Annotated in this window: 17 protein-coding genes and 1 pseudogene; 13 read left to right on the top strand and 5 right to left on the bottom strand. The window is 62.1% G+C overall.

Going from position 1 to position 21,753, the window contains the following annotated elements:
* Nucleotides 1-196 precede the first annotated feature (196 nt).
* The 4 genes and pseudogenes from LRS06_RS06915 to LRS06_RS25510 all read left to right on the top strand — a co-directional run bounded on the left by LRS06_RS06915 (nucleotide 197) and on the right by LRS06_RS25510 (nucleotide 2,245).
* A complete protein-coding gene (locus LRS06_RS06915) occupies nucleotides 197-391 on the top strand; it encodes a FeoB-associated Cys-rich membrane protein (RefSeq protein ID WP_196957356.1) in 195 nt (64 codons plus the stop codon).
* Nucleotides 392-518: 127 nt separating this feature from the next.
* Nucleotides 519-860 carry a hypothetical protein gene (locus LRS06_RS06910; RefSeq protein WP_257870814.1) on the top strand — a complete coding sequence of 114 codons (342 nt, stop codon included), beginning with the start codon at nucleotides 519-521 and terminating at the stop codon, nucleotides 858-860.
* 90 nt (nucleotides 861-950) lie between these two features.
* Nucleotides 951-2,113, top strand: a pseudogene (locus LRS06_RS06905) (erythromycin esterase family protein); the annotation flags it as partial.
* A gap of 6 nt (nucleotides 2,114-2,119) precedes the next feature.
* Nucleotides 2,120-2,245: a hypothetical protein gene (locus LRS06_RS25510; RefSeq protein ID WP_374679456.1), complete on the top strand. Its 126-nt coding sequence runs from the start codon at nucleotides 2,120-2,122 to the stop codon at nucleotides 2,243-2,245.
* A gap of 270 nt (nucleotides 2,246-2,515) precedes the next feature.
* On the opposite strand, the gene LRS06_RS06895 is transcribed toward LRS06_RS25510, so the two are convergent.
* From LRS06_RS06895 to radA, 3 genes are all read right to left on the bottom strand, one after another.
* Nucleotides 2,516-3,538 (bottom strand): SPASM domain-containing protein, encoded by a 1,023-nt coding sequence (locus LRS06_RS06895; protein WP_257870812.1) that lies wholly within the window; start codon nucleotides 3,536-3,538, stop codon nucleotides 2,516-2,518.
* A gap of 110 nt (nucleotides 3,539-3,648) precedes the next feature.
* Nucleotides 3,649-5,100, bottom strand: coding sequence for a TlpA disulfide reductase family protein (locus tag LRS06_RS06890; protein WP_257870811.1), 1,452 nt, complete (start codon nucleotides 5,098-5,100; stop codon nucleotides 3,649-3,651).
* 205 nt (nucleotides 5,101-5,305) lie between these two features.
* Entirely contained in the window at nucleotides 5,306-6,697 is a 1,392-nt protein-coding gene (gene radA / locus LRS06_RS06885) for a DNA repair protein RadA (RefSeq protein WP_196957351.1), read from the bottom strand.
* Nucleotides 6,698-6,917: 220 nt separating this feature from the next.
* Here radA and LRS06_RS06880 point away from each other — a divergent pair, with 220 nt between their 5' ends.
* From LRS06_RS06880 to LRS06_RS06850, 7 genes are all read left to right on the top strand, one after another.
* On the top strand, nucleotides 6,918-8,243 hold the full coding sequence (locus LRS06_RS06880; RefSeq protein ID WP_257870810.1) for a tail fiber domain-containing protein: 1,326 nt from the start codon (nucleotides 6,918-6,920) through the stop codon (nucleotides 8,241-8,243).
* A gap of 672 nt (nucleotides 8,244-8,915) precedes the next feature.
* Entirely contained in the window at nucleotides 8,916-9,362 is a 447-nt protein-coding gene (locus LRS06_RS06875) for a DUF2846 domain-containing protein (RefSeq protein ID WP_257870809.1), read from the top strand.
* Nucleotides 9,363-9,544: 182 nt separating this feature from the next.
* Complete coding sequence (locus LRS06_RS06870; RefSeq protein ID WP_257870808.1) at nucleotides 9,545-10,942, top strand: sensor histidine kinase; 1,398 nt, start codon at nucleotides 9,545-9,547, stop codon at nucleotides 10,940-10,942.
* A 261-nt stretch (nucleotides 10,943-11,203) separates the two neighbouring features.
* Complete coding sequence (locus tag LRS06_RS06865) at nucleotides 11,204-12,859, top strand: FAD-dependent oxidoreductase (protein ID WP_257870807.1); 1,656 nt, start codon at nucleotides 11,204-11,206, stop codon at nucleotides 12,857-12,859.
* A gap of 287 nt (nucleotides 12,860-13,146) precedes the next feature.
* A complete protein-coding gene (locus LRS06_RS06860; protein WP_257870806.1) occupies nucleotides 13,147-13,977 on the top strand; it encodes a metallophosphoesterase in 831 nt (276 codons plus the stop codon).
* Nucleotides 13,977-14,321 (top strand): hypothetical protein, encoded by a 345-nt coding sequence (locus tag LRS06_RS06855; protein WP_257870805.1) that lies wholly within the window; start codon nucleotides 13,977-13,979, stop codon nucleotides 14,319-14,321. The genes LRS06_RS06860 and LRS06_RS06855 overlap by 1 nt, the downstream gene beginning before the upstream one ends.
* A complete protein-coding gene (locus LRS06_RS06850) occupies nucleotides 14,315-14,605 on the top strand; it encodes a hypothetical protein (protein ID WP_257870804.1) in 291 nt (96 codons plus the stop codon). The genes LRS06_RS06855 and LRS06_RS06850 overlap by 7 nt, the downstream gene beginning before the upstream one ends.
* Before the next feature lie 12 nt (nucleotides 14,606-14,617).
* Here LRS06_RS06850 and LRS06_RS06845 read toward each other — a convergent pair whose 3' ends face one another.
* Both LRS06_RS06845 and LRS06_RS06840 read right to left on the bottom strand, forming a co-directional pair.
* Nucleotides 14,618-16,009 (bottom strand): lysophospholipid acyltransferase family protein, encoded by a 1,392-nt coding sequence (locus LRS06_RS06845; protein ID WP_257870803.1) that lies wholly within the window; start codon nucleotides 16,007-16,009, stop codon nucleotides 14,618-14,620.
* Between the two features lie 98 nt (nucleotides 16,010-16,107).
* Nucleotides 16,108-17,202, bottom strand: coding sequence for a sensor histidine kinase (locus tag LRS06_RS06840; RefSeq protein WP_257870802.1), 1,095 nt, complete (start codon nucleotides 17,200-17,202; stop codon nucleotides 16,108-16,110).
* A gap of 227 nt (nucleotides 17,203-17,429) precedes the next feature.
* Between LRS06_RS06840 and LRS06_RS06835 the strand changes: the two genes are divergently transcribed.
* A complete protein-coding gene (locus tag LRS06_RS06835; protein WP_257870801.1) occupies nucleotides 17,430-19,877 on the top strand; it encodes a TonB-dependent receptor in 2,448 nt (815 codons plus the stop codon).
* Nucleotides 19,878-20,385: 508 nt separating this feature from the next.
* The gene (locus LRS06_RS06830; protein WP_257870800.1) at nucleotides 20,386-21,711 is read left to right on the top strand and encodes an erythromycin esterase family protein; all 1,326 of its coding nucleotides are present in this window, start codon (nucleotides 20,386-20,388) and stop codon (nucleotides 21,709-21,711) included.
* The last annotated feature ends 42 nt before the right edge of the window (nucleotides 21,712-21,753 follow it).

The raw sequence follows: 21,753 nt of genomic DNA, 5'->3' as shown, positions 1-21,753 counted from the left end.
ACTATCGTGTCATCCTGAGCGAAGCGAAGGACCTGCCTCTGATAACTGACTAAGCTTGTGCAACGCTTCTGTTCCTCAGACTGAGCTTCCGAACGTTGAACGGCCAACAGCACCGAGAAAAGGCAGGTCCTTCGCCAGCGCAGAAAACACTTCAAACCAAAAACTAAAACCCGCCGCCGGGAGTTATCCGACCATCATGTGGCTCCAATACCTCATCATCGCGCTACTCTTCGTGGGTGCGGCCTTCTACGTTGGCCGGATTTTCTGGCGCGCCTTCTTCACGAAAAGCGCGGCGGGCTGCGCCAAGGGCTGCGGGGCCTGCTCCACTATTGATGTAGACCGGCTGCAGCGCACCATCGAAGCCGCTGCGGCCCGGCAGCCAACGGCCTAGCCGTTAACTCCACTTTAATTTCAGACAACCTGCCCCCGTCCCGGCCTCGTATAGCCGGGGCGGGGGCTCGTCTTTTCAGCGCCCCGCTTCCCACCGACTCTCTCCCACATCCAACTCTCCCTTCGCCATGCAAGACAAAGAAGAAGAACGCTCCCTCATCAACGTCGAGAAAAAACTTTCCTCGGATGGCTACACGCAGGACTTTCAGGTAAGAGGTGGGCGCCTCTGCACCATCGGCTCCGACTCCAACAAAACCTACGGGCCGGAGGATGTGACCATCGTGGATTTTTACCGCTTTGAGGGCGAGTCGGACCCCGATGATATGTCGATTCTGTACGCGCTGGAAACCAACGACGGCGTGCGCGGTACCATCTCCTCGGCCTACGGCACCTATGGCGACTCCGACTCGCTCGATTTCCTGAAGCAGGTAGAAGACCTCGGCAAAAACCTGCATAAACACCACAAATAGACTTTACTGTCGTCTTTTCGGTGCCCGGCGTGCGGCGCGACCAAGGGGTTGCGCCGCACGCTGCTGTTTCTGGCCTATTCAACCTCGACTATGCCCACCATGCTGCCCACCCATCCGCTCACTTCTGCTGCCGATCTGGACCCGTTGCTGGAGGCCATCGGCGACGCCCGCATCGTGCTGCTGGGCGAGGCTTCGCACGGTACCTCCGAGTACTATACCTGGCGCACCGCCATCAGCAAGCGGCTTATTCAGGAAAAAGGCTTCCGCTTCCTAGCCGTGGAAGGCGACTGGCCCGACTGCTTCGAGGTGAATGCCGCTATCAAGCAGGATACCGTCAGCTACGGTACCCCAGCCAAGTTGCTGCAGACGTTTAACCGGTGGCCTACCTGGATGTGGGGTAACTGGGAAATTGCGGCCCTGGTGGAGTGGCTGCACCAACACAATCGCCAGCAGCCCCTAGAGCAGCGCGTGGGCTTCTATGGCCTCGATGTGTACAGCCTCTGGGAGTCGTTGCAGGAGATTCTGCACTACGTGGAAAAGCAGGGCGACGGGGCCGTTCAGGCTGCGCACAAGGCATTTCAGTGCTTCGAGCCCTTCGGCAACGACCCGCAGGAGTACGCCCAGGCCGTGGCCTACGTGTCGCAGGACTGCGAGGACGAAGTGACGGACATGCTGCAAGCCCTGCGGCAGCAGGTAGCCAGTCAGCACCCACAGGGTCTGCCCGAGCGGGAGCAGCAGTTCAACGCCGAGCAGAATGCCCTGGTGGCCGTAAACGCGGAGCGGTACTACCGGGCCATGATTCAGGGCGGCTCGGCTTCCTGGAACGTGCGCGACCAGCACATGATGGAAACCCTGATGCGCCTGCTCAACCTGCACGGCCCCGACAGCAAGACAATCATCTGGGAGCATAACACCCATATCGGCGATGCCCGCTACACCGATATGCCCCGCGACGGGTCGGTAAACGTAGGCCAGCTGGCCCGCGAAGCCTACGGCCGCAACCAGGTGTTTGCTGTGGGCTTTGACTCCTACCAGGGCACGGTGGTAGCCAGTAAAAAGTGGGGCGCCACGCCGGAAAAGATGACCGTGCCGGAAGCTACCCGCGGCTCCTGGGAGCATATGCTTCATCAGCAGCTGGGGGGCAGAATGCGCTGCTGCTCTCGGAAGAGCTGCGCAACGTTGCGGCGCTGCGCAAACCCATCGGGCACCGGGCCATTGGCGTAGTGTACCGGCCGGAGTTCGAGCGTTTCGGCAACTACGTGCCTTCCATTATCCCGGAGCGGTACGATGCTTTCCTCTTCATCGACCAGACCCAGGCCCTCCACGCCCTGCCCACCCACCCCGATGAGCATACCCCGCCCAATATGTATCCGTGGGGAGAGTAGTGTTTAATGTGCTGCGCTTCGCTAATGTGGAGAAATGTGCTGATGTGCTAATGCTTCAATTGTCGCGAGCGAAGCGAAGCAATCCGTCCTGAGCAATGCACTGAGCTTTATTCAGTGAAAAGCCCTTTCCTGCGCGAACGGGAAAGGGCTTTCTGGTAAAAGAACGTGAAGTACGTTTCAGAGGACGGATTGCTTCACTTCGCTCGCAATGACACTCATTAGCACATTGCCCACATTCTCCACATTAGCGAAGCGCAGCACATTAAGAAATCACCCCCACACCTTGGTGCCCTCAGTGCAGTTGCGGCACATGTCTATCTGGTCGCGGCCTTTGAGGAGGGAGGCGCGGAACTGGCGGTATTTAGGGCCGTGCCAGAGTTGGCGGAAGGTCTGCGTTTTCAGGTCGCCGAGGCGGTATTCAGCGTCTTTATCGAAGCAGCAGGGCACCACCAGCCCGTCCCAGGTGACCACGCACGAGTGCCACATCTTCCAGCAGTGGTTGAGCAGGCGGTTTTTGATGCTCCAGGTACCGTCCTGGTTGTTTTCGTAGCGGGAGTAGTAGTCGATGGTCGGAATCAGCGGGGAGCCTTGCTGGTAGTCGTAAATCTGGGCGGTTTTAAACCACACGTCATCCACGCCCAGCTCCCGGGCCAGCTGCTTCGCCTCGGCCATCTGGTGCTCGTTGGGGCGCACCACCAGAAACTGAAACACCACCCGCGGCGTCTGCGACTTCAGCTCCCGCCGCCACTTAATTAGGTTGCGGGTGCCTTCCAGTACTTTATCGAGCTTGCCGCCTACACGGTACTGCTGGTACACCTCCTGGGTGGTGCCATCCAAGGAAATGATTAGCCTGTCGAGGCCCGACTCTACCGTGCGGCGCGCATTCTTGTCGTTGAGGTAGTGGGCGTTGGTGCTGGTAGCGGTGTAGATGCCTTTCTTGGCGGCGTATTGCACTAGGTCCAGGAAGTTGGGGTGCAGGTACGGCTCTCCCTGGAAGTAGAAAATCAGGTACCACAGCCGCGAAGCTACCTCGTCGATGGTCTGCCGGAACAGCTCGTCGGGCAGCATGCCGGTGGGCCGCGTGAAGGAGCGCAGGCCGCTGGGGCACTCCGGGCAGCGTAGGTTGCAACTCGTCGTGGGCTCAAACGACAAGGCCACTGGCAGGCCCCAGTGCCGGGCTTTGCCCGTGGCCTTGCTCAGCACGTAGCCGCCCGTTACCTGCGCGGCGTTCCACACGCGGCGCGGCGTGGCCTTAGACAAGAAGTTGAGTGCGTCGTTGAGTAGCGTGGCCATGTAGCGGCTAAAGGTCGGCAGGGAAAGGGTAGGAGCGGCTATGCACCCGCCCAAAACACAGCCGCCCCCCGGAAAACCGGAAGGCGGCTGGTATAGCATAACCGAAAAGGCTACTTTTTGATTTCGGCAGTGCTGGTATAGAGGGCGGCTTTGCCAAAGGAATCCTTGATTTCTTCCACGGCGGCGTGACTGCTCAGGCGCTTGGGCTTGGTATTGAGGAAGGTTCCGTCCTCGGCCAGCAGAAAGTAGGCTGGCACGTTGTCGAGGGCATAGGCCCGTGCCAGGGCCGAGCGCAGGCCGCCCACGGCACGGGCATGTACGCCCGGCAGCTTCTTGCTCACGACCAGCTGTTTCCAGGCCGGCTCGTTTTCGTCCAGGGCAATATTCAGGAACACAATGTTTTTGCCGTCGAACTTCTTGGCTAGATCAGCCGCGTAGGGCAAGTCGCGCAGGCACAGGCCGCTGGTGCTTTTCCAGAAGTTGAGGTACACCAGCTTGCCCGCAAAGCTGTTGAGCGAAATAGTGTCGCCGGCTACGGATACCAGCTTGAAATCGGGCGCCAATGCGCCAATCGAAAACGCCTTGTGCGCGTCGAAATCGGCCTGCAGAGCCGGTACGTAGGTTTTGGAGCCTTCCACGGCCAAGAAGTCGGAGAGCATGGCCTGCGACACTTTCACGTGGCCGAAGCGGAAGGATTCCTGCATCACCCGGCCCATCACCAGCGGCCGGATGGCGCCGCTCAGCTTGGTCTTCGCCATTTCGTAGCACACCTGAAAGAAATCCGGGTCGGTGCGGCGGTGATTCTGGCTGAGGGCCTGGTAGTGAATGTAGTTGAGGAGAAATTCCTGATAGGTTTCGTTGTGAATGGCGGAAGGATTGTTGACCAGCTTCTCGTCGTTGAGGAACTCGTAGAAGGTGGGCGTCATTTTCAGGCGGGGCTCCGTGGCCACCACCTGCTCGCGCAGGTCCTGAAATGTCAGCCGGTCGTTGGCATAGGTGTAGTCAATCTCGGCCTTAATGTAGTTGCGGAAGGTAGCGGTGAGTCCTTCTTCGCTTTCTTCCAGAAACTTCAGCTCCTGCTTGCGGCGGTAATCCAGGAAATCCAGGAAGCCCGGCTCGTAGAGCATAATGTTGTCGGGCAGCACCTGAAAGCCGTCGTTTTCCACGAACCGCTCGTCCATCTCGGCCAGAAAGGTATTGGCCTCGGCCCCAGTGCCCTTGAATTTGATAGAGCCAATCAGGTCAGAGCTCTTAAAGCGCACCTCCAAGTTGTTGCCGGGCTCCACAAACAGCTGGGTAGCGTCGTCGCCGTACACCAGGTCGGCTTTGGTGGGGCCGCTTACGGGCACGGCCAGCCGAAACTCGCCTTTCTCGTTGACGCGGGCGTAGGTAAGCTGCTCGTGGGCTTCCAGCGGATTTTCCCGCACGGCCACCGCAATAGAGTCGCTGGTGCGGTTGCTGATTTTGCCGGTCAGCACTACAGTGCCCTGGGCCCAGCCAAGCACCGGGCTCAGCAGTGCCGCCATCAGGCAACTGGCAGTCAGGCGTAAAACTGAAGTCATCGAAAAAACAGTATCGTAGGATTATACACTGAGGAAGTACGGTACGCCTTGACTTTCAGTGCCAGAAAACAAAACCCGTCAGCCACCCCATTTTCGCGGGAAAAGTCAATTGCTATACCGAAGATACGGCACTCAGGTTCAGAAAATCCAATCCAAGGACATAATTTTTTCGTAGCCCACCTCCGCCGGGCACGTTTAGCCGCTTTTAGCCAAACAAACCGGATAGGACTTCATCGAGCCGGCCCGAAGGGTGTACCCGAATACCATAGCGGCTCAGATCCAGGCCGCGGGCGTTGAACTGGGAGATGTACATTTCGGCAAAGCCCAGCTTCTCCGCTTCCGAGAGGCGCTGGTCGAGCCGGCTCACTGCCCGGATTTCTCCGCTCAGGCCCACTTCGGCGGCCAGGCAGATTTCGCCCGCCAGCGGAATATCGTTCAAGGACGACACCACGGCGGCGCACACGGCCAGGTCCAGGGCCGGGTCGTCGAGGCGCAGGCCCCCGGCAATGTTCAGGAACACGTCGTGCTGGCCCAGGCGCAGGCCGCTGCGCTTTTCCAGCACGGCCAGCAGCATCTGCAGGCGCTTGGCGTCGAAGCCGGTGGCCGAGCGCTGGGGCGTGCCGTAGGTAGCGGGCGTCACGAGGGCCTGCACCTCCACCAGCAGGGGGCGGTTGCCTTCCAGCGTGCCCCCGATGGCAATGCCGCTGAGCGTTTCGCTGCGCTGGGAAAGCAGGATTTCCGAAGGATTGCTCACCTGCCGCAGCCCCGAGCCCTGCATCTCGTAGATGCCCAACTCGGAGGTGGAGCCAAAGCGGTTTTTGATGGTGCGCAGGATGCGGTACGTCAGATGCCGGTCGCCCTCAAACTGCAGCACCGTATCCACCATGTGCTCCAGGATTTTGGGGCCGGCAATGGAGCCGTCCTTAGTGATGTGGCCGATGAGCAGCACGGGCACCCCGGTTTCCTTGGCGTACTTGAGCAGCTCCTGGGTACACTCCCGCACCTGGCTCACCGAGCCCGCCCCGGATTCCACCAGAGAAGAATGCAGCGTCTGGATGGAGTCGATGATGACCACGTTGGGCTGCAGTTGGTCGATCTGGCGGAAGATGTTCTGGGTGCTGGTTTCGGTGAGGATGTACAGGCCCGCGTGCTGCTGGCCCAGGCGCTCGGCCCGCATCTTGATCTGCTGCTCGCTTTCCTCCCCACTCACGTACAGCACTTTCAGGCGGCCCAGGTGCATGGCAATCTGGAGCATGAGCGTGCTTTTGCCAATGCCCGGCTCACCCCCGATGAGCACCAGAGAGCCGGGCACCAGCCCGCCGCCCAGCACGCGGTTCAGCTCTCCGTCGTGGGTGTCGAGGCGCGACTCTTCTTCGTAGAGGATTTCGCCCAGGGGCTTGGGCTTGGCCGCTTTGGTGGGCGTGCTGCCCACGGTGGTGGAAGCTTTCCAGGCCGTGTTGGCCGTGGCCGTGTCGGCCTTTTCAATTACCTCCTCCACGTAGGTGTTCCACTCCCCGCAGCTGGGGCAGCGGCCAATCCATTTAGCACTCTGGGCGCCGCAGTTCTGGCAGAAAAAGAGGGTTTTTATCTTAGCCATGGGGAGTAGTCAGGGGGAAAAGAAGGTAATGCGCGCAGGGGCTAAAAAGTTTGGCAAGAACGGGGTTTTTGCTTGTTTCTACTGGCCCTATGGGAGCTGACGGGCTTGGCATAAGAAGTCGTCCCGAGCTTTCGACATCTCAAATGACGGCGTTGACATACATAGCTTTTCTTTTGAGCCGGACTCCTAGTAGTTTAGGGGCTTCACGCTACCCCGTCCTATGACACGCTCTGTTATCCGCTGCCTTATGGGTATCCTAGTGCTGCCCCTGCTCAGTACCGTAAAGGCGCAAGCCCAGGCCACGCAGAATTACGGCTTCAACGACCACGAAATACTGCTGCGGAACTTTACCGATACCAACCATGGACTGGGCTGGTACGGTGCGGCCAACAGCACGAAGAACTGGCTGGGCCAGAACGTAGATGGGCCAGTACTCTACGGCTATACGGGCGGCGTACTGGGCATCAACCGTGGTGGTGCCCGTCAGTCGGTGCTGACCTGGAACTACAGCGGCAACGTGGGCATCGGCGTTGATAACCCGCAGTACCTGCTGCATGTGGCCGGCGCGGGCTACTTCACCGGCCCGATCACGACTACCGGGGCGCTGAGTGTGACCGGCAACGGCAGCTTCGGCGGCAACTTGACGACCTCCACTGCACTGGGCATAGGCACCACTGGCCCCGCGCTGCTGTTGCACCTGCTGCGTGGTAATACCCCGGCCATTCGTATGGAGCAGACCAGTACTGGCGGCTTCACGGCCCAGACATGGGATATCGGGGCCAACGAAGCCAACTTCTTTGTGCGCGACCTGACGGGAGGCTCACGCCTGCCTTTTCGCATCCGCCCCGGCGCCCCTACCAGTTCTCTCGACATCAGCGCCAGCGGCAACGTAGGCATCGGCACCCCCAGTCCGCAGGCCAAGCTGGACGTGCAGGGCAACGTGAAAATCCAGGGAGCCAATACCTTGGAGTTTGGCTCGGGTGTGGCGGATAAGCACGCTCAGGCTGGCACCATCGGCTACGGCAACCTCACGGCCGACGCACTTAACATCGTGGGCGCCGGCACCAGCACCACCAACCGCAAAGTGGCCGTGTACGCCGAGGGCGGTATCACCATCACCGGTAATCTCACGTTGCAGGGCGTGGTTTCTACGAGCTCCGATGCCCGCCTGAAAACCGACGTGCGCCCTATAAGTAACGCGCTGGCCGGAGTGCAGGCACTGCAAGGCCGCCGCTACCGTTTCCGGGCCGGCCAAGGGCCACAGGGCGAGCAGGTGGGCTTCATTGCCCAGGAGCTGGAACAAGTGTACCCCGAACTGGTGAGCACTGACAAGGACGGACTTAAAGCTGTGAACTATGCCCAGCTCACGCCCGTACTGGTAGAAGCCCTGAAAGAGCAGCAGCGGCAGCTTGAGCAGCTACGCACCGAACTGTCGGCGGCCCAGGCCCAGCTGCGGCAGCAACAGGCGCAAACGGCCAGCACCGCCTCGCTGGAAACCCGGCTTAAGAATCTGGAGACGCTGCTCGGAGCCCGGGCGGCAGAGTAATGGCTTGGGCTAAGATTTACCTGAACTGTTGGTTTCCTCCAATTCCCAACTTGGCAGAAAGTTACCAGACCCACCGGTAGATCATAGCGAGTTTTGTGGCTACGCGTACTCGCCTTTTTACCCCTGATGCCCGACAAAACCCATAGCGGCGACAACATGGGCATCCACAACGCCACCTGAACCTGACCTGGGTACCAACATCCTGGTGGGTCAGAATAGCACGACTGATGCGGTAAGCACGACTGACCTGCGCGCCTACTCGGAGGGGCTGGTTAGTGTGGGTACTCCACGCACCCTGGATAGCAGTTATAACAACAATTCCTTTGCTGGCCTAGAAGTGAACAGTGACCGGGGCCTGTTGGCCACAGACAGCTTTGTATTCACCGACTGCGCCAATTTGCCTGGAAGCCGACACCGCCGCGCCAGAAGCTCGCCTACGTGCACTGGAAGCCCAGGCAGGAGCTCGGTCTGAAGCCCTACCGCTGGCTACGCACTAGCCAAGCCTTGGGCCAACTCGCCAGCCGGCCGTTATGTTACCTCGCCTAGCTAAGAAAGCAGCTACTCTGCGCAATGTGTGGAAGACAAACCTCTGCAACTCATAGCCGCTTTGGGCATCAGCCATGACGTTCTATATTGGGCCGGAATTGCCAACGCTTCACCCTAACCCACTTCATGCGCTACCTTCTTTGCACAGGCATACTAATGGCTGCCGCCAGTGCCAGCTATGCCCAGGGCACCCTGCCCGCCCCCACGCCCGATATGGCCACCGTGGTGTTTTACCGCCCGCCCATGCTGGCGCAGGCCGGCGTGAACTTCACCATTCGGGCCAACGGGGCCGAGCTGTGCCGCCTTAGCAACAAACGCTACTTTGTGGTGAAGCTGAAGCCAGGCGAAACGGCCTTCACCTCCGTGGCCGGCGGCCTCAACCTGCCTGACCACGACAAGTTTGACCTGACCCTGGAAGCCGGCAAGGTCTACTATATTCAGGGCGATGTGAAAACCCGCCTGATGACCGTAAAAATGGTCTTTACGGAAGTTACCGAGTCGACCTACAAGAAGAAAAACGCCGACCTGAAGCCCGATAACTGCGACGCTGCGGCCCCGGCAGAAAGTAAGTAACCGGCCGCATCATCCTGTACTTCCGGCTCCATCTTAGCGCAGGCCTTCTTATCCGGGGGCCTGCCCTGGGATGGAGCCGCGCTATGGTATAGGTGGGCCGGCAGATCAGGCCCATACGAAGCCCGGATGCCTGTAAGCCAATCCGGCAGCTAGCTTGTTGTCAGCAATCAACGTTCACTGCCATGTCCGAAACGCTTCTTTCCGCCGCCGACCTGGCGGCCGTGCCCCTGCTGGCCGACCTGCCACCCACCGTGTACGACTGGCTGCTGACCCACGGGGAGCGGCGCGAGTTTGCCGCCCAGCAGGATATTATGCGCCCCGGCGAGCCGGCCGACTATATGATGGTGATTCTACAGGGCGGCCTGCAATTCTTTCGGGTGGTGAACGGGCAGCGGGAGCCAGGCTTTCGGATAGAGGCCGGTCAGATCAGCGGGGTGCTGCCTTACTCGCGCCTGCGCACCAGCAGTGGCTTCGGGGTCACTACCGGGCCCACGGTGCTGCTGGCGTTGCACCGCAACCTGTTTCCGGAAATGGAACAGGTGAGCCCCGAACTGGTGCAGCGCCTGGTGAGTGCCATGAGCGACCGGGCCCGCGACGAAACCCGCGCCCAGGAGCGCGATGAGAAGCTGCGGGCCCTGGGCAAGCTCTCGGCCGGGCTGGCCCACGAGCTTAACAACCCCGCCGCCGCCATTGCCCGCGCCGCCCAGGCCCTGGCCAGCCAGGTAAGCCAGCAGCCCGCGTTTCTGCAGGCGCTGGTGCAGCACTGCCCCACACCCGAGGCCCTGGCCTTGCTCGTGGCGCTGGCCGAGCCGGCAGCGCCCGAAAACCGGGGCGGCTTCACGGCTCTGGAGTGCGCCGATGAGGAAGACCTGCTGGCCGACTGGCTTGAAAGCCAGGGCGTGCCCGACGGCTACCGGCTGGCCGCTCCGCTGCTGCAGGCCGGCCGCACCCGCGCCGAGCTGGAGCCCCTGGCGGCAACTCTTGCCCCCGAGGCCCGTCCCATTGCCCTGGCCTGGCTGGAAAGCCAGCTGACGGCCCGCTGCCTGCTGCACGACGTACAGGAAGCTTCCACCCGCATCAGTACCCTGGTTTCCAACGTGAAGACCTATTCGCACATGGACCGGGGCGCCAACTACGCCCCACTTGATGTGCAGGCCGGTCTCGAAAGCACCCTCAACATGCTGGGCTACCGCCTGCGCGAGCGGCAGATCCGGCTGGTGCGTGCCTTTGCCCCAGGGCTGCCGCCGGTGCGCGGGCAGGTCAGCTCCCTCAACCAGGTGTGGACCAACCTGCTCGATAACGCCCTGGATGTGCTGCCCCTGGGCGGGCAGCTCGAAGTACGCACCCAGCGCCAGGGCGAGTTCGTGCAGGTGCTCATTGTGGACAATGGGCCCGGCATCCCGGCCGAGGTGCTGCCGCATATCTTTGAGCCGTTCTTCACCACCAAGCAGGCGGGCGAGGGCACCGGGCTGGGGCTGGATATTGCCCAGCGCATCCTTCGCAACCACGGCGGCCGCCTGGAAGTACGCTCCGCGCCGGGTCGCACCGAGTTCTGCGCCTGGCTGCCGGTCGTAAGCTGAGTTGCTTTGCCTGATTGTGTTTTTCTCAGGCAGAGGGTTCGGAGTAAAATCGCAGCCCCTTCGGAGTGGGTTCGGTGTGCCTTCGGTGCGACTTCCCGAAAACCTGCTTATGTCGCGCTGGTCTAAGGCACTTGAGTTTTGCACGAAACCAAGCCACCTGCGTCGCCGACACGTCATGCAGCGCGGAGCGAAGCACGACGGCCTAGCGTCGCCGCCCTAGTCACCTGTTACCTCATCACCTGTTACCCTATCACCCGACTCATGGAAAAGAAACCCGTTATTCTGGCCGTTGACGATGACCCGCAGGTGCTGGCCGCCATCGACCGGGACCTGCGCCAGGAGTTCCGGCGCGACTACCGGGTGCTGCGCGCCAGCTCGGGGGCCGAGGCCCTGGCCACGCTGCGGGAGCTGCAGGTGCGCAACGAGTCCCTGGCTTTGCTGCTGGCCGACCAGCGGATGCCCGAGATGGAAGGAGTGGAGCTGCTGGAGCAGGCCCGCACCCTGTTCCCGGACGCCCGCCGCGTGCTGCTCACGGCCTACGCCGATACCGAGGCCGCCATCCGGGCCATCAACCACGCCCGCCTCGACTATTACCTGATGAAGCCCTGGGACCCGCCCCAGCAGCTGCTCTACCCCACGCTTCACGACCTGCTGAGCTCCTGGCAGGCCACGCACCAGCCCCGCTTCCAGGGTGTGCGGCTCATCGGGTTTCAATGGTCACCGCTTTCCCACGCCCTCAAAGACTTCCTGGCCGGCTACATGGTGGCGTTTCAGTGGCTTGACTTCGAGGCCCAGCCCGAAGCCGCTGCCCTGCTGGCCCGCGTGGGTTACGGCCCCGCCGATCTGCCGGCCGTCGTATTCGAAGATGGTACTGCGCTGGCCCAGCCCGACCGCGCTGCCGTGGCCGCCAAGCTGGGGCTGGTGGTGCAAGCCTCGCAGGACCTTTACGATGTGGTGGTGATTGGGGCCGGCCCCTCGGGGCTGGCGGCGGCAGTGTATGGGGCTTCGGAGGGGCTGAAGACGCTGATTATCGAGCGAGAGTCGCCGGGCGGACAGGCGGGCACCTCCTCGCGCATCGAAAACTACCTGGGCTTCCCCACGGGCCTGAGCGGCACCGAGCTGGCTCACCGGGCCTGGACCCAGGCCGTGCGCCTCGGGGCCGAGTTTCTGGCCCCCCAGGAAGTAACGGCCCTGTGCGTGCAGGATGGCTATAAAGTCCTCACCCTCGGCAACGGCAGCGAGGTGCGCACCCGCGCCGTGGTGCTCACCACCGGCGTGAGCTACCGCACCCTCGACGTGCCCGGCATTGATGCGCTGACGGGCGCCGGTGTGTACTACGGCGCGGCCCGCACCGAGGCGCGCTCTTGTCAGGAGCAGGATGTGTACATCGTGGGCGGGGGCAACTCGGCCGGGCAGGCTGCCATGTACCTGGCCACCTACGCCCGGCGGGTATACATCCTCATCCGGGGCGAGTCCCTAGCGGCCAGCATGTCGGCTTACCTGATTGAACAGATCGGCCGCACGCCCAACATCGAGATTCTGCCCCACACTCAGGTGGCCGCCGTGCGCGGGCACGACCACCTCGAAAGTGTGGTCATCAGTAGCCGGGGCCAGGAAGAGGTGCGGCCGGCGCGGGCCTTATTTGTGTTCATTGGAGCGCGGCCCAGCACCGAGTGGGTGTGCGAGCAGGTCATCTGCGACGCTAAAGGCTTCGTGCTCACTGGCCGCGACCTGGTGCAGGACCCGCGCTACGCCGCCAGCTGGAAGCGCCAGCGTGAGCCGTTTGCCCTGGAAACCTGCGTGCCTGGCATCTTTGCCGCCGGCGACAGCCGGGCCGGGGCCATGGCCCGGGTGGCCTCGGCCGTGGGCGAAGGCAGCATGGCCATCAAGTTCGTGCACCAGTACCTGGACGAGTAGCCGGTCAATGGCATAGAACGTCGTACAGAGCGGAGCGAGGCAATTCGCTCCGCTCTGTACGGCTATCTGCTTTCCTGAATTGTAACCTCTTCGGGAGGAAACGCTAGGTTTTTTTTTATTGCGTTTTAGCGCCAACAACTTTACCGGCCGCCGTTTTGAGGAAACGCGGCCATTCCACGCCTGCCTGAGTGCTACAGTCAGGCTAACAATTATGCCTCTGACCCGGTATTAACCGCGTCCGCTGCCTCGCTGAGAGAGGGCGGTTTCGTGGTTTCTGTGCTGTAGTCATGCCCCTTTTTACTTCTTCGTCTTTTCTGCGGCCATTGCTACCGGCCGCAACGGCCCTGCTGCTCAGCGGCTGCGCCGATTTACTTGAATTCAGTCCCAACGACTACCGCTCGCCCGGCGACCAGCAGGACCTTACGGTTAAGAACCTGGCCCGCCTGCAGGCCGCCCCGCTGCCGCCCGGCGACACCCTGCGCTTTGTATTCACGGGAGACTCCCAGCGCTTTTATGATGAGGCTGAAGCGCTGGTGAAAAGCGTGAATCAGCAGGCGGGCATCCAGTTTGTGCTCATAGCCGGCGACATTTCGGACTTCGGAATGGGCCGGGAAATGCGCTGGGTCGACGACCACCTGCGCAAGCTGAGCGTGCCTTACCTGACCGTCATCGGCAACCACGACCAGGTGGGCAACGGCCGCGAGGCCTACCAGCACATCTTCGGGCCGCTCAACTACTCGTTTACCTACGGGGATACGCAGTTTATTATGACGGACACCAACGGCCGCGAGTACAACTTCAACGGCCAGGTGCCCGACCTGCCTTGGGTGCAGCAGCAGCTGGCCGACAACGGCGCGCGCCGCCAGATTATCGTGTCGCACGTGCCCCCGCAGGATGAGGACTTCGACCCGGCCGTGCGCGATGGGTACGTACGGCTGCTGCGTGAGGCCCCGCGCCTGGCCTTCGAGATGAATGGGCACCGGCACTCCTTCAGCATCGGGCAGCCCTTCAACGACGGCATTACCTACATCAACTCCAACGGGTTCGAGAAAAACCAGTACGTGGTAGTAACCGTGTGGGGCGACAAAGAATTTCGGCTTAAACACGTGCAGTTCTAATGGCAGCGCACCTTTTCCTTTCGGCTTTGCTGGCTTTGCCGCTGGCCTCTCCGGCTGCTCCTCTCGCCCCGGACACAACTGCGCAGGCCCCCGCCTCAACCGCCGACACGCCGCCCTGGTACCGGCCCCGCCACCTCGTGCTGCAAACCGGCGGGGGCCTGGGCATGGTAGCGGCTGGTGCGGGCTACTCGTTCTGGCGAAACCACGCCGACCTGGATATTCTGGTGGGCTATGTGCCCAAAAAGTACGCGGGCTCCACGCTTTCCCTGGCTTCGGCCAAGTTTCTGTACTCGCCCTGGGTGCTGCCCGTAGGGGAGAGTGGCAGCTGCGCCCGCTCATGGTAGGCGGCTATTTCAGCTACACCCACGGCACCATCAACGACGAGGAGCAAGGTCAGTATACCAAAGACTACTACTGGTTTTCGACCGACACGCGGGTGGGGCCGCTGCTGGGCAGCCGCGTGGGCTATGCCTTGCCCACTACCGCCAATGGCCGCTCGCGTTACCTCTCGGCTTACTACGAGCTGGGCTCCAACGACCTGTATCTCATCAGCTATGCCCAGAACCTGAAGGGGTTGTCGCCGGCCGATATTCTGGTGCTGAGTCTGGGTCTGAAGCTTGATTTCTAGGTGACTTAGCTGCTAAGCGCGCTGGGCGGTGCGGGCAGCCAGGTAGGCTGCGCGGGCCTCGCCCAGCAGCTGCAGGATGTGGCCCCGCTGCCGGAGCAGCCCGGCCGTGCGCGCAGGCTCCCGCCGAAACAAACGCAGGGCCCGCAGGCGGTGCACCCGGGTTTCCAGGTTGTTCCAGTAGCTAAGGGCATAAAAGCCAGTAGGCGCTAGGCTCAGGGCGTAGAGCGTAGTCCAGCGCCAGTCTTGGGTGAAGTGATGCACCAGCATCGTCTGCAGCACGTAGGCCAGGCTGAAGGTCAGCATGCCCGTCACTAGCATAATGGGCGCCACAAACTCCGCATCCTTGGTGGCGCGCCGGGCTACCATTGACGGCAGCTTGTAGGGTAGGTAGTTGTTGATGGCCCCGTACAGGTACACCGGGAAGCCCAGCACCAGCCGCAGCGTGGCCTTGGCAGCCCGCGACAGGCGGGTGCCCGGCCGCTGCCGTCCCGACTCCAGGGCCTCGTCCGTCAAACCCAGCTGGCGCAGCTCGGAGAGGTAGGCCGAGAGCTGCTCGCGCACTTCCGCCAGCCGTGCGGGGGCGTGCTGCTCGAAGTACAGGATGCCCTGCTGCACAGTGCGGCTAAGCTGGAAGTTGTCGTAGAGGGTGGTGGGGTCGTCGTCGGGGTTGAGGTGGGAGCCGAAGGTGCGCTCCACCTGCTGGCTGAGCTCGTCCTCGGCCGCGTCGCGGGTGATGACGAGGCGCACTTCCAGCCGCTGGCGGATTTCCTCGGTAAGGGCATCGGCAGCGGCTTCCGGGTCCTGGCGGTACAGGTCAGCGTAGTCGGCCACCCGAATGGTGGGGCCCGGGTTCAGGAAGGCATCGGAGCGAAACCGCTGCGGGTCGAAGTAGTTGATGCCCAGCGGCAGAATCTGCAAGCCCATCTGAAAGTTGCGGCGGGCCTCGGCGCCCAGGGCAATGCGGGCCGCCCCGGTTTTGAGGGGGCGCAGGCGCCGCTCCTGCACACTGGTGCCCTCCGGGAAAATCATAATGGTGCCGCGCCGGTCGAAGTAGTCGTAGCAGCGCCCGAAGATGGCCTCGTTCTGGGCGGCCAACTGCTCAGGCGTAAGCTTTTCGGCCCCGGTTTCCACGTCCTGCCGCCGGTAAATCGGGATGGAGTTGCCCGACTCCATAATAGCCTTCAGGATGGGGTTCTGGAAAAACGTGCTCTTGGCCAGAAAGGCAATAGGGTCGCGCCGGTTTACGGCCACCACCAGCGGGTCCATGAGCGTGTTGGGGTGGTTGCCCACAATCAGCAGCGGCCCCGGCACCTGCAGCCGCTTGGGGTTCCGGACTTCGAGCTGGCGGAAAAAGACACGAAGCGCCACCTGCACCAGGGGCTTCATCACGGTATAAAAGAGCATAGCGCAAGGTAGCGGTTCGGGCGCAGTAGCCGTACGTTGTTGGTCGTGCCTTCCGAAGTCCTTCACGGCTTTGCAAAGGCAAGTCCAGCCTCAGCGTCTCAGAGGTGCAGCGTCAGCTCGGCGCGGTAGCGGCCGTTTTGCTCGGTGAGGCGCAGCTCGTGGGCGCCGGGATAGTACAGCTCCAGGCGCTGGCGGATGTTCTGCAGGCCGATGCCGCCGCTGCGCTTGGGCGAGGCCACCGGCGCTTCGGGCAGCATGTCGTTTTCGATGACGAAGTGCAGGCGGCCGGGCGTGGCAGTGAGGGTAGCGTCTACCGAGGCGTTGTCGGAGAAGTGGTGGCGGCCGTGCTTGAAGCTGTTTTCCACCAGCGGCAGCAGCAGCAGCGGGGGCACCTGCACGCCGGCTGGTTCGCCCACGGTCTGGAGCTTTATCTGCGCCCCGGCGTACTTGCGCTGCTCCAGCTCGAAGTAGTTTTCCAGAAACGACACTTCCTCGGCCAAGGCAATGCGGGCCTTGCCGCTGTCATAGAGCACATAGCGCATTAGTTCCGAGAGCAGCAGAATAAAGCGCGGGGTTTCGGGGGAGCCGGCCAGACTCAGGCCGTAGATGCTGTTGAGCGTATTGAACAGGAAGTGCGGCTGCAGCTGGGCCTTCAGCTGCTCCATCTGCAGGGCCATATGGTCTTTTTCGAGGTGGCGGCGGCGGTACTCGTGCTCGAAAGCCACCCGCACAAAGGCCACGCAGCTAAAGGCCAGCAGGTCCGTGAACAGCAGGCTAAGATAAGGCTGCCGCAGCTGGAGCGCATAGCGAGCTTCCTGCAAGCCATACTGGTAGTATTCTGCCAGCAGCGGAGGACTGGCCACGTACTGAAACAGGCCGTGAGCCAGCGCCGTGTTCAGCTTGATGCCCCACCACAGATACAGGATGGACGCCACGCCCAGCAGCGCGTAGCGGCGGCGGCGCAGCAGCACCGGCACCAGCCAGCGGTAGTAGGGCACAATGTAGAGCGTGGCTAGCAGGGCAAACAACATAAGTTGCGGGTAGGGGAAGTTGGGGTACCCGACGGGGCGGTGCAGCCGCGCGGCTTCTGTCATGAAATGATTGTACTTATACAGGCCCACATACAGGCACCAGATCAGGCCTTCGAAGAGTAGCGGAAAGCGGCTGGGCCGGTCGGGGGAGGAGGTTTGCATGGGGCCAAGTTGGGGGATTTTCCGGCCGCCTGCCCCATCAATCAAGCGGCATTTCGACCAATGCGGGCATTTTTTCGACTAAAAAAGCGGGCTGCCCGCTTGGTCGGACCAACGCGGTGGCTGGTCGAAAAAAGGGTCGGAAACGCGCTGGGAGGCAGTTGCTTTGTCCTGTTCCCAGCCGGTTAGTGGCTGGGGTTGTCCTCGACCAGCTTCTTGCTCTCAACCTCATGAAAAACGCTTCCGCCTCCCTGCTTTTCCTGGCTTCCCTGGCTTCCCTGGCCGCCGTGCCCGCCGTATCTATTGCCCAAATCACCGCCCCGGCCCAGGCCAGTCAGCCGGCTGCCGCCCACCCGCTCACGGGTACCGTGGCCGACAGCCTCACCCGCCAGGTGCTGCCCTTTGCTACGGTGGTGCTCCAGCCCGCGGCGGGTTCGGTGCTCAGCACCATCAGCAACGAGCAAGGCGCCTTTCGCTTCGAGCAGGTGCCGGCGGGCCGCTACCAACTGCTGGTGCGCTACCTCGGCTATAAGTCGGGGGCGCCGGTAGGAGTGGAGGTGGGCGCTGGGCTGCCCGCCGCGCTGGCGCCGGTGCTGCTGGCTCCGGTTGGGCAGCACCTGAAGGGCGTCACCGTCACGGCAGCGAAGCCCTTTATTGAGCAGCGGGCCGGCAAGCTGGTACTGAACGTTGCCGCCAGCCCCATTGCCGCCGGCGGCAACGCCTACGACGTGCTGGGCCGCGCCCCCGGCGTGCTGGAGCAAGGCGGGGGCTTCCAGCTGCGCGGCAAAGTGGTATCGGTGCTGCTCGACGGCAAGCCCACCAACATGAGCGGCGCGGAGCTGAAAACGATGCTGGAAGCCATGCCGGCCAACACCCTGGACCAGGTAGAAGTCATTGCCAATCCTTCGGCCCGCTACGATGCCAACGGGGCGGCCATCATCAACATCATCACGGCCAAGGGCCGCAAGCTGGGTACCAACGGCACGGCTACCCTGGGTGTAGGGGCAGGCCGGCACGGCCGCTACAACGCCGGCCTCAGCCTCAACCACCGCACCACCCACCTGAACGTGTACGGCAGCCTCGACCGGCAGGAAAACCAGGTGTACAGCACCACCAGCGCCTTCCGTCGCCTGGGCGAGGGGCTGGAAATCCGCGAAGGAGGCCGGGAGGAGCGCCGCAACCAAAACAACTCCGCCAAGCTGGGCTTCGACTATGAGCTGAGCAAAGACGCCTCGGCCGGGATGCTGCTGAAAGGCATGCTCAACACCCGGGAGCGGAACGGTCAGAACCTGGCCTGGCTTAGCAACAACGTGCTGCAGTCAGCCGCGCAGGTGCATACGGCGGGCCGCGCGCAGTTTCTGAGCCCCTCCGTGAACGTGTACTACAAAACCAGGCTCGATACCACGGGCCGCACCCTGAGTCTGAACGCCGACTACTTCGGCTACCGCAAAGACTGGCACAACGACTACACCACCCGCGCCTTCGATGGCAGTATGCAGGAAACCGGCCTCGCCAGCCTGCTGCGCGACAACTCGCCGGCCCGCAACTCCGTGCGCTCGGCCTCGGCCGACTACACCCAGCCCCTGGGCAAAGGCACCCTGGAAGCCGGCCTGAAAACCACCTTCACCACCACCGACAACGACATTCGCTGGGAGCAGGCCCCGGCCGGCCAGCCCTGGACGGTGGACCTGGGCAAAACCAACCACTTCATCTACCGCGAAAACGTGAATGCAGCCTATGCTACCGTGAACCGCACGGTGCGCAAAGTGGACGTACAGCTGGGCCTGCGCGCCGAGCAAACCAACACGACGGGCTCCTTCCTCACCACCGGCCAAACCACCAACCGGCACTACCTCAACCTGTTCCCGAGCGTGTCGGCCCAGTACAACAAGTCGGAGAAGGTGCAGCTGGGCTTGGCTTACAGCCGCAAGATTGACCGGTTTGCCTTTGGCATCGTGAATCCTTTCGTGACCTACATCAGCCAGTACCGCTACGCCCAGGGCAACCCCGATATCCGCCCGTCCTTCTCGCACAACTTCGAACTCACGCACTCCTACAACAGCCTGCTCAACACGTCCATCAGCTACGGCCACCACACCCAGGTGCTAGTGGACAGCTACCGCCAGGTGGAAGGCACGCCGGTAGTGGTCAACTCCTTCCGCAACTACGGCAGCGCCGAGTCGGTATCGGCCAGCACCACGCTCATGAAGCCCCTGCTCAGCGGCAAGTGGATGACCGTGACGACGCTAGGGTTGGAATATGCCCGCGTAAACAGCCTGACTACCGGCCTGCGCGCCGCGCGCCCTGCCACCTATGTATCCAGCAACCACACCCTCACGCTGCCCTATAGCTTCAAGGCCGAAGCCTCGGCCATGTACATGTCGCCGATGACGTTTGGGGGACTGGCCTTCAAAGCCCGCTTCGGGACCAGCCTGGGTTTTTCCCGGTCCCTGCTCAAGGATGCCGCCACGCTCACGCTCAACGTCACCGACGTGCTGAACACCCAGCAGAACCGCTACGACGTGCTGGCCAACGGCATCAACTCCGTGAACCGCGACAAGGCTGAAAGCCGCTTCGTGAAGCTCAACTTCAGCTACAAGTTCGGCAACCAGCGCGTGAAGGGCAGCCAGCGCCGCAGCACGGGCATCGAGGCCGAAAAGTCGCGCATGGAAAACTAGGTTGCCACCGCTCCGCATTGGTTGCTGCTTGCCCCGGTGCTTCTCCTCCCGCAGGAGAGGCGCCGGGGCAAAGCCGTTACACACCAGTTTTCCCGGAGCTGATTGGGTTGGCCGTCAGCACAATGTAGAGACGCATACTTGCGTCTCGTCGGCCGCGCCTGTCGGGACGATTATCGTTCAAAGACGAGACACAGGTAGGCGTCTCTACATCGTTCAATGGCCTGAAAACCCAGCGCAGCCAGCTTTTCAGGTCTTGGGTCGGCGCGAAGACGCGAACGACAAAGTCTGCGCTATAGCCCCAGAATCTTAGCGCTGCTCCCGGCTAAGGTTTCGACCAACACGGGCATTTCTTCGACCAAAAATGCGGGCCATTGCCTTCGTCGCTGCGGAGCCGGGCTTGGTCTAATAAGGCTTCATTTCGCCTCTGGGGTCCGGTTCCTTTGTGTCGTTGCCAGTCGCTGAAATGGCTGGCTTTTCTCTCCCGACATCCTGTAACCTGACTGACCCCATGAAAACCATCTTCCGCTCCCTGCTCGCCGCCGCACTTCTCACCGGTACTTCCGTAGCTTCTTTCGCGCAATCCGCTCCTGCTGCTCCGGCCGCCGACACGGCCCGCATCACCCTCGATGCCTCCGTAGTAAACGCGGTGAACACCCAGAGCTTCTACCTGTTCCGCCAGGCCGTGCAGCCGCTCATCAAGCAGATGCGCGACAAGAAAGTGGTGGCCCTGGGCGAAGGCACCCACGGCTCGGCCGAGTTCTACAAGCTGCGCTTCTGGCTCACGCGCATTCTGATGGAAGATGCCGGCTTCACACAAGTAGCCCTCGAAAATACCTACGCTGACTGCTACCGCCTCAACCAGGCCCTGCACTCCCGCACGGTAGGCGACCTGAAGCCCCTGATGAAAAAGCACCTGCTCAGCATCTGGCAAAACCGCGAAACCGAGGAAATGCTCAACTGGATGCACACCTACAACACTTCTCACCTACGCAAAGTGGAGCTGCAGGGCATCGACGGCATGTTTGGTAGCACGGCCGCCGAGGTGTTGCGCGAGCAGCTAGCCCGCACCACACCCGAAATAAAAGCCCTGACCGAGCAGCTCGTGCAGCACACGCAGTACCAGGACAAAACGTGGGTAAACCTCAACGACCGGAGCATCCCGTTTAAGCGCCCCGAGATGCTGGCTAATGGCTGGTCTGGCTACGAGGCCACCGCGAAGCTGGAAAAAGCCCTGGCCGGCGTGAAGCTGACGCGCCAGCAGGCCCCTGTAGTGGCCGGGGGCCTCAAAAACCTGCACCACTACTTCGATACGTTCTACCAGCCTAAAGTAAACAAGCAGGAGTCCTCGCGCGACAGTCTGATGGCCGAGATGACCAAGTTTCTGGTTCGTGACAAAGGCAGCAAGGTCATTGTGTGGGCGCACGATTTTCACGTAGCACGCCGTCTGGTAGTACCCGGCGACAACAACGGCGGCGGCACTGGCAAATTTCTGGAGCGGATGTTCCCCGGGCAGTATTTCGTGTTGGGCACCACCACCGCCACCGGTACGGTAGCGGCTACCAACCACCGCTTTATTGCCCCAAGCAGTCCTATGGCTTCTTATCCCCTGGAGGCGCCCATAGCCGGTTCCTGGGAAGCTAGCCTGCAGGCCCTCACGCCCGCCGTGTTTTACCTGAATACCCACCAGCTGCAAGCCGCTGACGTGCGTCGTCCGCACCGCCTGGTAGGCTACGGCCCCGAGAGTGGCAAGGACAGCTACTTCCCCTTCAAGCTCTCCGAAGCCTACGATGCCCTGCTGTTTGTGCGCCAGACCACGGCCGCCACGCCCCTGTAAGTAAGTTTAATGCACCAACCGGCGCCCGCCCCCGATACGAGG

It is taken from the genome of Hymenobacter sp. J193, from assembly GCF_024700075.1.
GTDB lineage: Bacteria > Bacteroidota > Bacteroidia > Cytophagales > Hymenobacteraceae > Hymenobacter.
Note: the sequence above shows the minus strand (reverse complement) of the source record. Positions and strands in the feature narration are given on the sequence as shown.

What these genes read in the sequence shown, in the direction of transcription:
- LRS06_RS06840 (WP_257870802.1), bottom strand. Translation starts at nt 17,202, where the DNA reads ATGCAAACCTCCTCCCCCGACCGGCCCAGCCGCTTTCCGCTACTCTTC.
- LRS06_RS06870 (WP_257870808.1), top strand. Translation starts at nt 9,545, where the DNA reads ATGTCCGAAACGCTTCTTTCCGCCGCCGACCTGGCGGCCGTGCCCCTG.
- LRS06_RS06860 (WP_257870806.1), top strand. Translation starts at nt 13,147, where the DNA reads ATGCCCCTTTTTACTTCTTCGTCTTTTCTGCGGCCATTGCTACCGGCC.
- radA (WP_196957351.1), bottom strand. Translation starts at nt 6,697, where the DNA reads ATGGCTAAGATAAAAACCCTCTTTTTCTGCCAGAACTGCGGCGCCCAG.
- LRS06_RS06915 (WP_196957356.1), top strand. Translation starts at nt 197, where the DNA reads ATGTGGCTCCAATACCTCATCATCGCGCTACTCTTCGTGGGTGCGGCC.
- LRS06_RS06855 (WP_257870805.1), top strand. Translation starts at nt 13,977, where the DNA reads ATGGCAGCGCACCTTTTCCTTTCGGCTTTGCTGGCTTTGCCGCTGGCC.
- LRS06_RS06910 (WP_257870814.1), top strand. Translation starts at nt 519, where the DNA reads ATGCAAGACAAAGAAGAAGAACGCTCCCTCATCAACGTCGAGAAAAAA.
- LRS06_RS06835 (WP_257870801.1), top strand. Translation starts at nt 17,430, where the DNA reads ATGAAAAACGCTTCCGCCTCCCTGCTTTTCCTGGCTTCCCTGGCTTCC.
- LRS06_RS06865 (WP_257870807.1), top strand. Translation starts at nt 11,204, where the DNA reads ATGGAAAAGAAACCCGTTATTCTGGCCGTTGACGATGACCCGCAGGTG.
- LRS06_RS06845 (WP_257870803.1), bottom strand. Translation starts at nt 16,009, where the DNA reads ATGCTCTTTTATACCGTGATGAAGCCCCTGGTGCAGGTGGCGCTTCGT.
- LRS06_RS06890 (WP_257870811.1), bottom strand. Translation starts at nt 5,100, where the DNA reads ATGACTTCAGTTTTACGCCTGACTGCCAGTTGCCTGATGGCGGCACTG.
- LRS06_RS06895 (WP_257870812.1), bottom strand. Translation starts at nt 3,538, where the DNA reads ATGGCCACGCTACTCAACGACGCACTCAACTTCTTGTCTAAGGCCACG.
- LRS06_RS06830 (WP_257870800.1), top strand. Translation starts at nt 20,386, where the DNA reads ATGAAAACCATCTTCCGCTCCCTGCTCGCCGCCGCACTTCTCACCGGT.
- LRS06_RS06850 (WP_257870804.1), top strand. Translation starts at nt 14,315, where the DNA reads ATGGTAGGCGGCTATTTCAGCTACACCCACGGCACCATCAACGACGAG.
- LRS06_RS06880 (WP_257870810.1), top strand. Translation starts at nt 6,918, where the DNA reads ATGACACGCTCTGTTATCCGCTGCCTTATGGGTATCCTAGTGCTGCCC.
- LRS06_RS06875 (WP_257870809.1), top strand. Translation starts at nt 8,916, where the DNA reads ATGCGCTACCTTCTTTGCACAGGCATACTAATGGCTGCCGCCAGTGCC.